The organism is Butyricimonas synergistica DSM 23225, from assembly GCF_000379665.1.
Classification (GTDB): domain Bacteria; phylum Bacteroidota; class Bacteroidia; order Bacteroidales; family Marinifilaceae; genus Butyricimonas; species Butyricimonas synergistica.
Genome location: NZ_KB903370.1, coordinates 12,484 through 25,915 on the forward strand (window position 1 = coordinate 12,484; position 13,432 = coordinate 25,915).

11 protein-coding genes are annotated in these 13,432 nt (G+C 46.6%); 5 read left to right on the top strand and 6 right to left on the bottom strand.

Going from position 1 to position 13,432, the window contains the following annotated elements:
- Positions 1-83: 83 nt before the first annotated feature.
- Positions 84-944 (bottom strand): sigma-70 family RNA polymerase sigma factor, encoded by an 861-nt coding sequence (locus tag A3CY_RS0116435; RefSeq protein WP_026207779.1) that lies wholly within the window; start codon positions 942-944, stop codon positions 84-86.
- Positions 945-1,043: 99 nt separating this feature from the next.
- Positions 1,044-2,513 (bottom strand): Do family serine endopeptidase, encoded by a 1,470-nt coding sequence (locus tag A3CY_RS0116440; RefSeq protein WP_231932439.1) that lies wholly within the window; start codon positions 2,511-2,513, stop codon positions 1,044-1,046.
- Positions 2,514-2,727: 214 nt separating this feature from the next.
- Here A3CY_RS0116440 and A3CY_RS0116445 point away from each other — a divergent pair, with 214 nt between their 5' ends.
- From A3CY_RS0116445 to A3CY_RS0116460, 4 genes are all read left to right on the top strand, one after another.
- Positions 2,728-5,256: an FtsK/SpoIIIE family DNA translocase gene (locus tag A3CY_RS0116445; protein ID WP_026207780.1), complete on the top strand. Its 2,529-nt coding sequence runs from the start codon at positions 2,728-2,730 to the stop codon at positions 5,254-5,256.
- An 89-nt stretch (positions 5,257-5,345) separates the two neighbouring features.
- Entirely contained in the window at positions 5,346-6,266 is a 921-nt protein-coding gene (locus A3CY_RS0116450) for a CPBP family intramembrane glutamic endopeptidase (protein WP_040371988.1), read from the top strand.
- A 114-nt stretch (positions 6,267-6,380) separates the two neighbouring features.
- Complete coding sequence (locus A3CY_RS0116455) at positions 6,381-7,586, top strand: C1 family peptidase (RefSeq protein ID WP_026207781.1); 1,206 nt, start codon at positions 6,381-6,383, stop codon at positions 7,584-7,586.
- Between the two features lie 121 nt (positions 7,587-7,707).
- Positions 7,708-8,904 carry an FprA family A-type flavoprotein gene (locus tag A3CY_RS0116460; protein ID WP_018339035.1) on the top strand — a complete coding sequence of 399 codons (1,197 nt, stop codon included), beginning with the start codon at positions 7,708-7,710 and terminating at the stop codon, positions 8,902-8,904.
- A gap of 44 nt (positions 8,905-8,948) precedes the next feature.
- On the opposite strand, the gene A3CY_RS0116465 is transcribed toward A3CY_RS0116460, so the two are convergent.
- Positions 8,949-9,950 carry a hypothetical protein gene (locus A3CY_RS0116465; RefSeq protein ID WP_018339036.1) on the bottom strand — a complete coding sequence of 334 codons (1,002 nt, stop codon included), beginning with the start codon at positions 9,948-9,950 and terminating at the stop codon, positions 8,949-8,951.
- 2 nt (positions 9,951-9,952) lie between these two features.
- Positions 9,953-11,182: an MBOAT family O-acyltransferase gene (locus A3CY_RS0116470; RefSeq protein ID WP_018339037.1), complete on the bottom strand. Its 1,230-nt coding sequence runs from the start codon at positions 11,180-11,182 to the stop codon at positions 9,953-9,955.
- 33 nt (positions 11,183-11,215) lie between these two features.
- On the opposite strand from A3CY_RS0116470, the gene A3CY_RS23145 reads away from it, so the two are divergent.
- Positions 11,216-11,338, top strand: coding sequence for an acyl carrier protein (locus A3CY_RS23145; protein ID WP_018339038.1), 123 nt, complete (start codon positions 11,216-11,218; stop codon positions 11,336-11,338).
- 93 nt (positions 11,339-11,431) lie between these two features.
- On the opposite strand, the gene A3CY_RS22265 is transcribed toward A3CY_RS23145, so the two are convergent.
- Positions 11,432-11,638 carry a hypothetical protein gene (locus A3CY_RS22265; RefSeq protein WP_018339039.1) on the bottom strand — a complete coding sequence of 69 codons (207 nt, stop codon included), beginning with the start codon at positions 11,636-11,638 and terminating at the stop codon, positions 11,432-11,434.
- Positions 11,639-11,649: 11 nt separating this feature from the next.
- The gene (locus A3CY_RS0116485) at positions 11,650-13,128 is read right to left on the bottom strand and encodes an amino acid adenylation domain-containing protein (protein WP_018339040.1); all 1,479 of its coding nucleotides are present in this window, start codon (positions 13,126-13,128) and stop codon (positions 11,650-11,652) included.
- Between the last annotated feature and the right edge of the window lie 304 nt (positions 13,129-13,432).

The window sequence follows — 13,432 nt, forward strand, 5'->3', positions numbered from 1 at the left end:
AAAGAGAAGAGCCACCCGAATTTTACTTCCCGGATGGCTCTTTCGTATTTTATAGACTTGCCCTAACAGGACAATCCTTTCATTTATCCCAAATAAGTCTTCAGCAATTTACTTCTTGACGAATGCCGCAGGCGGCGGATAGCCTTTTCCTTGATCTGGCGAACACGTTCGCGGGTTAACCCGAACTTCTCGCCGATCTCTTCCAACGTCATTTCCTGGCAATTGATACCGAAGAAAAGGCGGATGATATCGCGTTCCCGTTCTGTCAGCGTCGCCAATGCACGTTCTACCTCGGTTGACAAGGATTCATTGATCAAAGTCTTGTCGGCTACTGGCGAATCGTCGTTTACCAACACGTCGAGCAAACTGTTGTCCTCACCTTCCACGAAAGGAGCGTCCACTGAAATGTGGCGTCCGGACACACGCAAGGTGTCTGCCACTTTCTCTGCCGGCAAATCCAATGTTTCAGCCAACTCTTCCGGTGACGGACGACGTTCGTGTTCCTGCTCGAAGCGGGAAAATGCTTTATTAATCTTGTTCAAAGAACCTACCTGGTTCAACGGCAGGCGTACAATACGCGATTGTTCTGCCAATGCTTGCAAAATAGACTGACGAATCCACCATACGGCATAGGATATAAACTTAAATCCCCTCGTTTCATCAAATTTCTCAGCTGCTTTAATTAAACCTAAGTTCCCCTCGTTGATAAGGTCAGGCAGGCTCAACCCTTGATTCTGGTATTGTTTTGCAACAGAAACCACGAACCTCAAGTTCGCCCTCGTTAACTTTTCCAACGCTCTCTGATCGCCTTTTCGGATACGTTGAGCTAACTCAACTTCTTCCTCCACGGTAATCAAATCCTCCTTACCAATCTCCTGCAAATACTTGTCGAGAGAAGCACTCTCTCTGTTCGTTATAGATTTCGTTATCTTTAGCTGTCTCATAGTCGTTCTTATATTCTCCCCCAAATATGTGGCAAAGGTAGAACATTTTATCCATATACCAATATGTTAAAATCGACACCTTTTGATTATTAACTTTTTTTAATCTTGTGGCGGTAAAGCGTAGTACTCGATGCGTCCTCTCGGCGAGATAGTTGTTACAAGAACCCCTTCGTTCTCTGCCGTTTTTAGTGCACGTACCAAGTCGTCTTTATCATAAATAACCGTGTTATTAATTTTCAGAATAATATATCCTTTATCCAATCCGATCGCTTTAAACGGACCATTCTTAATATCAGTGATTTTCACACCTCCATTCAAACGATAACGGTAACGATCGTCACGGCTCAACGGTTCAACAGTAGCACCCAGGATACCCGTGTAGTTTTTATCCACGAGGGATACGTCGCCATACGTGTTCTGCAATACCACTTCAAGTTCTTTCAGTTTACCTCCCCGGCTGACGGTTACTTTCACCGTTGCCCCCGGGTGATATTTCGCCAGTTGTCCCTGGAATTCCGGTCTGTTCTTCACCTCGATGCCGTTGATAGCCTTGATCACGTCACCTTTCTTCATTCCGGCTTTATCGGCGGCTCCGTTAGGGATAGTTTCGAAAACATAGATACCGCTGGTTTCCTCGATACCCAATTTCTTCGCCACGGCAGGAGATAACTCCTCATTCGGCATAGAAATCCCAAGCATGGCTCTTTGTACCGTACCGAAATCTTTCAAGTCTCCGATTACTTTTCTCGCTATATTTGAAGGTACGGCAAAGGCATACCCCGAATAAGAACCGGTAGGCGATTCGATAGCGGTATTGATACCGATCAATTCTCCTTTGGCGTTCACCAACGCACCCCCGCTATTGCCGGGGTTCACTGCTGCATCCGTCTGCAAGAAAGATTCAAGGCTCATCTGGTTGCGGCTAAGCCCCAGTTCCCTCGCCTTGGCACTGATGATACCGGCAGTAACAGTCGAAGTCAAATTATACGGGTTACCCACTGCCAGTACCCATTCGCCCAACTCCACGTCGTCCGAATTAGCGTATTCCAGGTAAGGCAACCCGGTAGCTTCCACTTTCAACAGGGCTATATCCGTGTTCGGGTCAGTCCCGATCACTTTCGCCTCGTACTCTTTCTTATCATTCAAGGTAATTAAAATCTTGTCACTATTGTCTATCACGTGATTGTTCGTGATAATATACCCGTCTTCAGAAACGATAACCCCCGAGCCGATACCCATTCTCTGGGGAGCCTCACGGGTACGGGGCGTGTTGCCGTACATGAAATCCCAAAATGGATTCCCGATGTATTCCCGTCCCATTTGTACCGTTTTGACATGAACTACAGCCGGAACTGTCTTTTTGGCAGCTTCTCTCAAATCAACACTACCTGCACCTCCCACGGGAAGCGCGGAACCGGAGGTCAATGCCACGGGACGTACTGCAGCCGGGGAAGCTATCTCCATTTGCGGAAGTACGTTCTCTTTATCTCCCCGGATGGCGTCGATCGCCGCGAAAGCGAGACAACCGCCAATGACTCCTAAGCCTAAATTCGCTAATGATTTCTTCATAGTCATATCTTTATCTCCTTTATTCATTAAACGTAAACTCAATACAATTTGTTTGGATACTACAATGATAGCAATATCCTTGCCAACACTATATTAAGAAATTCTTAATTAAGATACCTTAACCCGAGTAATAGAAATTTCAATCTAAAATCTAAAATCTAAAATCTAAAATAGATATATTTGTAGCTGCGATTTTCGATTAATTTCTATTCAAATGATAACACGTATAAACAGTAAAAAGAAAGAAAGAACACGTGCACCGCTTTCCATGGACTTTTTCAAGGATCCCCGGACTCGTGTCGTTGTAGGGTTGATATTTATGCTATTCTCTATCTATCTTTTCGTGTCCCTCGCGGGCTTTTTCTTCACGGGCGGCATGGATCAAAGCCTGATAGACAAGGAAACACGGGAACTCGTCACGAATCCCGATATTGTCGTGGGGAATCCCGGCAGGAAGCTGGGGGCTTATCTCTCCGACCTGCTCGTGAACCGCTGGTTTGGCGTGGCTTCATTTATCTTCTGCTATATCCTGTTTATCATAGGTCTGGGCACGATGGGGCGTCCGGTAAAAAACACCGGGAAGAAGATCATCCTCAGCTTTGTACTCGTGATCTGGATTTCCCTCCTGTTGGGATACATTTTCAATTTCGTCCCCTCGGGTTACGTTTTCCCCGGCGGCGCACATGGTTATTTCGTGTGTTTCTGGCTGAACTCCTTTATCGGGGAAATCGGTACATTCTTCCTTTTACTGGTGTCATTTGCTATCATTCTGTTCTTTGGGTTCGAGAATGCCTTTAACAAATGCGTGGGAATGGTGAAAGCCTATTTTGCCCGCCGGGCACAGCGCAAGGAAGAACGCAGGGCTGCACGGGAAGCCTTAGCCCAACGGGAAACCGAACAAACAGAAGACGAAGAGAAAGAAACAATCCCTTCACTTGCAAACGATATTGCAGCTGAAGCCCCCACTGAATATGAATTTTATTCAGACAAAACGGAAACAGAACAAACAGAAGAGGAAGAAATCGAGGATATCACCACGTTGTTCCCTCCTGTAACCACGCTGTATCCTACTGAAAATGAAAAGATATTATCCCTCGACACCAATGGACCCGAGGACGAAAAACAAGATTCGGAGAACACCTCTCCATCCTCTAGTGACGATATAGAACTGACCGTCATGGCAGACAAGCTGGAAGAACAATTGACCAAGAATCTGATGCCGGACACAGAGTACGACCCGACGTTGGATTTATCCAATTATCAATATCCTCCGCTGGATTTACTGGAAGAATATTCATCCAGTGCTTCCAAAGTTACCGCCGAGGAACTGGAAGAAAACAAGAACACGATCGTCGAAACTTTACGGCAATATAAAATAGAGATTACCAAGATTAAAGCCACCATCGGTCCCACGGTAACTCTCTACGAGATCGTGCCTGCCCCCGGTATCAAGATTTCCAAGATCAAGAATTTAGAAGACGACATCGCGCTTAGTTTATCCGCGTTAGGAATTCGTATTATCGCCCCGATTCCCGGCGCGGGCACCATTGGTATCGAGGTGCCCAACCAAAAGCCGGAAGTCGTTTCCATGAGAGGAGTTATCGCTTCCAAGAAATTCCAGGAATCCAAATACGCGTTGCCCGTGGCATTGGGACGTACGATTTCGAATGAACCGTACACGTTCGACTTGGCAAAAATGCCGCACCTTCTGGTTGCGGGAGCCACGGGACAAGGTAAATCCGTCGGTTTGAATGCGATTATCACCTCGCTCCTGTATAAAAAGCACCCGTCACAACTGAAGTTTGTCATGGTTGACCCCAAGAAAGTAGAATTAAGCATCTACTCGGTCATCGAGAAACACTTCCTTGCCAAACTTCCCGACGCGGAAGAAGCGATCATCACGGACAACGACAAGGTGGTAGCCACCCTCAACTCCCTGTGTATCGAGATGGATAGTCGCTACGACCTGCTGAAACAAGCACACGTGAGAAATATCAAGGAATACAACGAGAAGTTCGTGAAACGCCAACTGAACCCGAACAACGGGCACCGTTATTTGCCATATATCGTGGTCGTGGTCGACGAGTTCGCCGACTTGATTATGACTGCCGGCAAAGAGGTTGAACAGCCGATTGCCCGTATCGCCCAGTTAGCGCGAGCCGTGGGTATCCACATGATCATCGCCACGCAACGTCCTTCCACGAACATCATCACGGGTGTCATCAAGGCAAACTTCCCGGCACGTATCGCCTTCAAGGTTGCCTCCATGATCGACTCCCGCACCATCCTCGACTCCCCGGGAGCAAACCAACTGATCGGACGGGGGGATATGTTGATCTCCAAGGACAGCGAGATGGTTCGCGTGCAATGTGCTTTCGTGGATACACCGGAAGTTGATGCCGTCACCAAGTTTATCGCCGACCAACAAGGATACCCGGAAGCGTATATGCTTCCCGAATACGTGTCCGACACGGAAAACGGAGTCAGCGGGGATATGGATCTCGGGGTAAAAGACCCCTTGTTCGAGGAAGCCGCCCGCCTGGTAGTGAACACCCAGCAGGGTTCTACCTCATCCATCCAACGGCGCTTCTCCATCGGCTATAACCGTGCGGGACGAATCATCGACCAATTGGAAGCCGCCGGCATCGTGGGTCCCTTCGAGGGCAGCAAAGCCCGCCAAGTGCTCATTGCCGACGAATACAGCCTGGAACACGTACTCAAAACTGTTCAGGAACAATTTTAAAAGTTTAGAGTTCAGAGTAAAAAAGAAGTGCAAGATTGTGCAGTTGAAATCTGAAATCTAAAATCACAAAATCTAAAATGAATAAGGTAATGTTTTTAGAAAAAGCGTACAGAGGAAACAACAAATGGTATTTTTACCTGCTCACGTTAATCATCGTTTTCGCGGCAGTACAAGTGGCGTCATTACCGCTCGCCTTGTATTACTTTATCCGGGATCCGCAGGCAGCCTTGTCGGGAAACACCAACAACCTGCTATCCATCACGAGCACCAATCTCGGGTTAGCCCTCATGCTGTTTACATTCACAGCCGGGGTTATCGCATTACTGATTTGCGTGAAATGGCTTCACCACAAACAACCACTCGACATTCTCACAGGGCGCAGCCGTTTTGACATAAAACGTACCCTTTTCGGGGCTCTCATCTGGGGAGTTTTGTCATTCGTGCTATTGGGGGCGCAATACGGATTCGGGGATACCTCCAATCTCGTGTTCCAATTCAAACCTTTCGATTTCTTCATGATGTGTATCGTGATCGTGATTTTTATTCCCTTCCAAGTAGCTTTTGAAGAATTTATCTTCCGGGGATACCTCATGCAAGGCAGTATCCTGTTATTCAAATACAGGTGGGTTGCCCTCGTGCTCACGGGATGCACGTTCGGGTTGCTCCATGCCAGCAATCCCGAGGTGGAACGCTTCGGTTTCTGGGTAGCCATGCCGCAATACATCCTCATGGGACTGATACTGGGTTTCGTGGCAATCATGGACGACGGGCTAGAACTCGCTTTAGGACTCCATTTATCCAACAACGTCATTTCCTCCATTATCGTTACCCATGATTCTTCCGCCCTGCAAACCCATGCCTTATTTCTGGATACCGATCCACAAGCATCGCATGTGGATACGCTCGTGATGCTCGTGTGCGGGATCATCTTCATCTGGGTGTGCAACCGGAAATACAATTTCCTGTCAAAGATCAATTTATGGGGTAAAGTCCTCCTCCGGAGTTCTTAAAATTTTCTTAATACTCGGAAGAGACTGACTATATTGACAATAAAATCGTATCTTTGGCGGCGTTCAAAACATGGTAACAATTTAATTAATCAAATAAATCGAAGTTTCAACAAAATGAGAAAAATTACATCATTCATGTTTATTTTCGTTTTTGCTCTGTCCTTCTTGGCTAACGCGCAAAACACGAATCAAAACCAACCACAAGGATATCAATTCACGGATATCAAGAGATTACCGGCAACTTCAGTAAAAGACCAAGCCCGTGCAGGTACCTGCTGGTCATGGTCGGGAATTTCTTTCTTCGAGTCAGAAATGATCCGCATGGGTAAAGAACCTATCGATCTTTCTGCCATGTATATTGTAAGACACGCTTACGGTGACAAAGCCGAGAAATTCGTTCGCCTACACGGGAACATGAACTTCGCCGTGGGAGGAGCTTTCTGCGACGTGATGCACGTGATTAAAAATTACGGTATCGTCCCGATGGAAGTTTACATGGGGCTGAACTACGGCGAGCCGAACCATGCTTTCGGTGAAATCGACGACGTTCTTGCCGGATACATCAATGCAGTAATCAAAAACTCGAACAAGAAATTGAGTACCGCTTGGAAAGCCGGATTCAACGGGATTTTGGACGCGTATCTTGGAGCTGAACCGGAGAAATTCGAGTACAAAGGAAAAGAATACACCCCGAGAACCTTCGCTGACGAGGTAGTAGGCTTGAACATGGACGACTACGTGAGCTTGACTTCATTCACGCACCACCCATTCTACACTCAATTCGCTATCGAGGTACCCGACAATTGGTTGTGGGGATTATCATACAACTTGCCGTTGGACGAATTGATGAAAGTAATGGACTACTCTATTGACAACGGTTACACCTTCGCTTGGGCTTCAGACGTGAGCGAAAGAGGTTTCCAGACTTCTAACCCGGGAATCGCCGTGGTTCCGACTAGCGACCCGAAAGAAATGAGCGGTGCGGAAATCGCTAAATGGGAAGCAATGCCCAAAGGCAAACAGACTCCGGACGCTTTCAAACAAGGACCTGCTCCCGAGAAAGAAATCACCCAAGAATTAAGACAACAAGAATTCGACAATTATCTGACGACTGACGACCACGGAATGCACGTGATCGGTAAAGCAAAAGACCAAAACGGTACAGTTTACTTTATCGTGAAGAACTCTTGGAACAAATACAACAAGTTCGACGGATACTTCTACGCTTCTCATCCTTTCATGGCATACAAGACGATGAACATCATCGTGCACAAAAACGCCATCCCGAAGGATATCAGAAAGAAACTTGGAATCAAATAAATCTTCTCTATCACAAAGTAGAGAAAACCTATAAAAAAAAGGCTGTCATCATTCACGATTGACAGCCTTTTTTCATATTTTTGCGGGAAATCAAAGTAAATCACATAAAATTAAATATACTATGAATTTAGCAAGAGAGATTAAGAAAGACATTTATTGGATTGGTGTCAATGATCGCAGAACTCATATCTTCGAGAATTATTGGCCTCTTCCCAAGGGTGTTGCTTACAACTCCTATATCATCGTGGACGAAAAAGTAGTCGTTATAGACACGATCGAAAGAAGCAAAATGGATGATTACGTCGAGAATATCGAGAAACTTCTCAACGGACGCAAGGTAGATTACTTGGTTGTCAACCACATGGAACCCGATCACACGGGGGCAATCAAAGCTTTATTATGTTGCTACCCGGACGTGAAAATCATTGGTAACGCCAAGACGTTTCCCATGCTAAAAAACTTCTACGGCGTACACGAGAACCTCATCGAGGTGAAAGAAGGAGATTCTCTCGACCTGGGAAGACACAAGCTGAATTTCTATATGGCTCCTATGCTCCACTGGCCGGAAACGATGGTTACTTTCGAGTCCACCGAGGGCATTCTGTTCAGCGGTGACGTGTTCGGGGCATTCGGGACTCTCGACGGGGGAATCTTCGACGATGAAGTAGACCTCGATTACCTGGAAGAAGAAATCAGCCGCTATTATTCCAACATCGTTGGCAAATACGGTCAACCCGCACAGACAGCTTTGAAGAAACTAGGAGGACTTCCCATTCAGATGATTTGTGCCACGCACGGACCAATCCGCCGTTCACACATTGCCGAAATCGTGGCAAAATACGACAAATGGAGTAAATACGAAACCGACAAAGGAGTGGTTATCGTTTTCAGTTCCATGTACGGGAACACCGAGAAAATGGCGGATGTCATCGCACGCTTCCTTGCCGAGAGAGGGATCAAGAAAATCCGTATCCATGATGCCTCCAAGACTCACCCGTCTTACATTATCAACGACATATTCCGCTACCGGGGCGTGATCTTCGGGAGTTGCGCATATAACGGCAACGCCTTCCCTACCATGGAAACCTTGCTCACGGAATTGGAACACATGGGCGTGAAAAACCACGTGACGGCTTTCTTCGCCGGCAAAGCATGGGCAGGCGGCGCAATGCCACGTTTCAACCAATTTGCAGAGAAAATCAAATGGGAAGTAGTCGCTCCTTCCTGTGAAGCATGCGGTTGCCCAAAAGACGATGACTTCGAAACTTGCCGCAATATCGCTTACGCAATGGCAGATAAATTGGATGAGCTTTATTAAAAGGCTTTTCATATAAATAAAATAGAGGCGATCTTGGGTCGCCTCTATTTATTTCCGTACATTACCTCCAACATCTTTCTTCCCAGCAAAGGACGATAATGCCCTTTCTCGTAGTAATTATGAATATCGGACGTGTATTCGTTTATTCCCGAAAAATCGAACACGTTTCCTTCCCCGAAAATCTCTTGAAGCTGTTTCACATCTTCCGGGTTCAAACGTACCTGATTATACCTCGGGTTAATCAATATCTTGCAATTCGTACCGTGCTTCACGAAAACATCCCTCATTTCCGCAAGCATATCCAACTGCTTTTTCATGATGATCGGGGGAGCGATCTTTTCCACCGTATCTCGCGCGGGAAACTCTTTCTTGTGCTTTTCCCAATAGGCTTCCCCACAATCAGCTATTTCTTTCTCTCTCGGGTTGAACACGTCGTTCGTGATACAGTTCCGTTCAACAACCCCGCTATTGATGACGCCCTTCATGTAACGCCTGTACTGCCCGAAAATTCGGTAATCCACATAAGCCACACAAAAATCGGGATTAAAGAACGTCTGCAAGAAACACATCTGGAACTCCCAATTGCTTTGCCCCGTAACCTCCGGGTGCAGTACCTGTGTGGACATATTCGTTATCTGGGTCTGTTTCAGAGTCGCATAATCCACGAGTATCAACACGTTAGCAATCGAATCCTGAATGGCATCCAACGCTTTCACTTTCCGGTATATATTCCCCAACCGTTCGGCACTACCATAAAGACGGATAGCACGTCCTCCCGGTATATACCTCTCCCAATCCTTAATCTGAAAAGCCATCGTGCAGGAATTTCCCAGCAAGAAGGAATTATATTTCAACGAATCCCTTTGCATCCGGTAATGCTGCCACCCCACGTATCCTTCGTTCACAGCCACCGGAGATTTATAATAAGTCTTATATTCGTTCAACACCTCGAACGGGTCGTCATAGAAATACAATCCCAGCAAAGCAAGGAAAGGCAATATCAGCAATACACATTTCAACAAAAATAAGGCAAACGTCTTTTTCATAGCTAAAATTGCAAATAGATAAAATCTTTACTTCCGAACTCGCCGAACACCAAAAAAAGGAATATAAACAAATAATAAATTCCCCAACGAACCACGGCTTTTTGTTGCCCCACGGCTTTCAATAAATCTCGTTTCGACATAAAATACTCGTACACGGACAAAAGAATGACAGCACCTATCAACACAATTATATCGTGATCCGGCATTCCCATACGAAGTTCTTTTACCCCATGCGGCAGGCTCAACGACAAGTGGCTAAACATATACCACACATCCGACAGGGTGTCCAACCGGAAAAACACGAGCGAGAAGGCAAACAGAAGATAAGTCCTCACGACAGAATATATCCCGAACACCCGTTTGCCCGCAAATCCTTCCAGCCTACCCCGGAAGCCCGCAGCAAGCATCTCGTAGCTGATAATCAAACCTTGTATCAAACCGTAAATCACGAAATTCCATCCACCGCCATGCCACAATCCCAACAACACGAACGTGACAATCAAGGCGTAAATAATACCCCATTGCCCCCAGTAGCGCTTGCTGGCAGCTATGGGCTGATACAGGTAATCCCTCACCCAAAAGGACAAGGTCATGTGCCATCTCCGCCAGAAATCGGTAATACTCTTTGCCGTGAACGGGCGATTGAAGTTCGGCGACAGTTTATACCCGAACACCATCGCCCCTCCGATAGCAATATCCGTGTAACCGGAAAAATCGGCATACAACTCGATCGGGTAAAGCAATCCAGCCAAAAGCAATTGCACCCCGCTAGTACTCTGCACCGAACCCAAAATATCGTTCAAGTAAGGGGCTAACCGGTCGGCAATAATCATTTTTTTCATCAAACCTATACACATCAGCTTCATCCCGTAGGTCACGCTCTCGTAATCAAAAGCTTTCCCCGCCTTCGCCTGCGGCAGAAAATCACCCGCCCGTTCAATCGGACCGGACAGGAATTTCATGAAAAGCAACATATACAGGGTGAAATCCGGCAAACTTCTCTCCGGTTCCTCCTCTCCCCAATACACGTCAATCAGGTAGGACAAAGCTTGAAAAGTATAGAACGAAATCCCTAACGGGAACAATATACTTTTCACAGAGAAATCGACCGGGATTCCCACCAATCCCAGCAACCACTGCACGTTACTCTCTATAAATCCCAAGTACTTGAATACCGCCAGCAAAAGGATCAGGAATACCATACCCGCACAGAACAGGCGTTTCCGGGACACGTCGTTTTCCTGCCTGCCAATAAATTTTCCCAGATGAATATGCGGTTAATCACGGCAGTCGAGAAACACTACGGATTAAGATTTTCATTGCGGGAAGTATTGAAATTTAAGAATGTAGGGGACTTATGCCGGGTGATTCAAAATAAGGTTGCATAGCGTATGATGTTCACTTCATGGGAGTTCGTTCTTCTGTTCTCGTGTAGCGTCGTGCTTTATTACGTGTTGCCCCGGAAGTTTCAGAAGAGCGTGTTATTGCTGGCAAGTTGTTGTTTTGCCGGATACTTTAATATATTGTTCCTTGTGGTCGCTTTGGGGATCACCGGGATTACTATTCGTCAATGAGTCCCAACCCTGCACGTCCGATGCTACCGTTTCCTCTTTCAACACGATGTCATTATTTTTCAATACATCCCGAAAAATAACACTGATCTCGTCCAAAATCTCTTGAATTTCCATAGCTTCATATTTTATACAAGTGACAACAATTTTTTCCTATCTATTTTATTACTCGTCCCCAGGGGAAACGCTTCCAAGCAACGTACGCTGGAAGGCAGCATATACACGGGTAAATGCATTTTCATGAATTCCAGCAACGCTCTCGTGTCACATTCCGCCGCCTCGACAAACAAGTGTAACTGGCATCCCCCGTCATATTCTTTTTTCGCCACAACGACAACGTTCTTTTCCTCGTTGTAGAACTTCCTCGCCGTGTACTCAATCTCGTTCAACTCTACCCGGAACCCCTGCACCTTCACTTGGTAATCCTTCCTTCCGCAATAAATCACGTCCCCGTCCGGGTCTACATAGCACAAATCACCCGTCTTGTAGAACACTCGCCCGTCATGCCGCACGAGCACCTGTTCGGATTTCTCCCGGTCTTTCCAGTAGCCATCCATGACCTGCGCACCACATACCCACAATTCGCCCTTCTCTCCCGTTTCCAGCGCATTCCCATCCTCGTCAGCGATAAGGACATCCATATCCTCGAAAGGCTTTCCTATCGCGATCATTCCATGATAATGCTTACACTCCTCCCGGGGAATACGATAAGCCGTACAATAAATCGTGGCTTCCGTGGGACCGTACAGGTTCACGAACTCCGCGTTCGGGGCACACGCCCGGAAACGAGCCAATACGTCCGTTTGAGCTGCTTCCGCCGTCACGATCAAGTATTTTAAATCCGGCAAACGAATCTCGTCAAAATAAGGGGACAAAAACTGAAGTAGCGAGGGAGCTATCGCGGCAAACGTCAAACGCTCGTCTTCCAGCAACTCGTACACCTTCGTGTACTTCATCTCACCCGCCCCCACCGTGTAAACACTCGCTCCCACGGTAAGCGGGTACAACGTTGAAACAACCGACACGTCAAACGTCAACTCGAACATCTGCAACATCCTATCGTCCTCCTCCAGCTTCCACCCCAAGGCAGAATAAGCCGAGTAGAAAGCATTCAGATTCCGCCGGGTAATCGGAACCCCTTTCGGCTCCCCGGTACTCCCGGAGGTAAAAATAATATAGGCTTTCGAATCCTCCGTCCCGTAATTATATTCCGCATTCCGTTCGTTCCGAAGCTCACGGATACAAATAAAATTCACGTCTTCCGGCATCGCCTCCGCCATACGGCATTCATCGGCATACAAGACCACACGGATATCGCCCGCCTCCCGAATCTTGTTATTCCTGTTATCCGGGTAATGCGGATGCAATATGACATACGTTTTTCCCGACAGCAACACGGCAAGAATAGAAGCATACGTTTCTACCCGGTTCTCAGCGACGACACCGATAATATCCTCTTCCCGTTCGACAAGGAACGAGTGGATGCCATTGACAAAAGCAAACAATTCCCCATAGGAATATGCTATGCCCTCAATAACGAAAGCATTTCTATTAGGATAACTCCCGGCACTCCGGACAATATCCTTTAATATATTCATCCCAACCATAAAAAATCGTTATACAACTAACGCGGTTCAAATTTATACAAAACCTTTCTCAATACTCCATAAAATAGGAATTATTTTCGCCACTATATCCCCGATCATAAACCGTTAAGCGGATTTCATCCTTAACATCACCGTGTTAATTGCCACGATCACCGTACTCAACGACATCAGCACCGCACCCACTGCCAGGCAGTAATTCAGCTATTTTCTGCAAAGCGTTTTGTTCGCTTTCTATAAACGATTCCCCCGCAGAAGCATATCCGGGCTGGAAACAAGTATGCCTTTTTTTGAAAAAACGCTTCTA

Bases quoted from the DNA above. Each gene is read 5' to 3' on its own strand.
- A3CY_RS0116485 (WP_018339040.1), bottom strand. From the start codon at position 13,128: ATGGTTGGGATGAATATATTAAAGGATATTGTCCGGAGTGCCGGGAGT.
- A3CY_RS0116465 (WP_018339036.1), bottom strand. From the start codon at position 9,950: ATGAAAAAGACGTTTGCCTTATTTTTGTTGAAATGTGTATTGCTGATA.
- A3CY_RS22265 (WP_018339039.1), bottom strand. From the start codon at position 11,638: ATGGAAATTCAAGAGATTTTGGACGAGATCAGTGTTATTTTTCGGGAT.
- A3CY_RS23145 (WP_018339038.1), top strand. From the start codon at position 11,216: ATGAATATGCGGTTAATCACGGCAGTCGAGAAACACTACGGATTAAGA.
- A3CY_RS0116460 (WP_018339035.1), top strand. From the start codon at position 7,708: ATGAATTTAGCAAGAGAGATTAAGAAAGACATTTATTGGATTGGTGTC.
- A3CY_RS0116445 (WP_026207780.1), top strand. From the start codon at position 2,728: ATGATAACACGTATAAACAGTAAAAAGAAAGAAAGAACACGTGCACCG.
- A3CY_RS0116455 (WP_026207781.1), top strand. From the start codon at position 6,381: ATGAGAAAAATTACATCATTCATGTTTATTTTCGTTTTTGCTCTGTCC.
- A3CY_RS0116440 (WP_231932439.1), bottom strand. From the start codon at position 2,513: ATGAAGAAATCATTAGCGAATTTAGGCTTAGGAGTCATTGGCGGTTGT.
- A3CY_RS0116450 (WP_040371988.1), top strand. From the start codon at position 5,346: ATGTTTTTAGAAAAAGCGTACAGAGGAAACAACAAATGGTATTTTTAC.
- A3CY_RS0116435 (WP_026207779.1), bottom strand. From the start codon at position 944: ATGAGACAGCTAAAGATAACGAAATCTATAACGAACAGAGAGAGTGCT.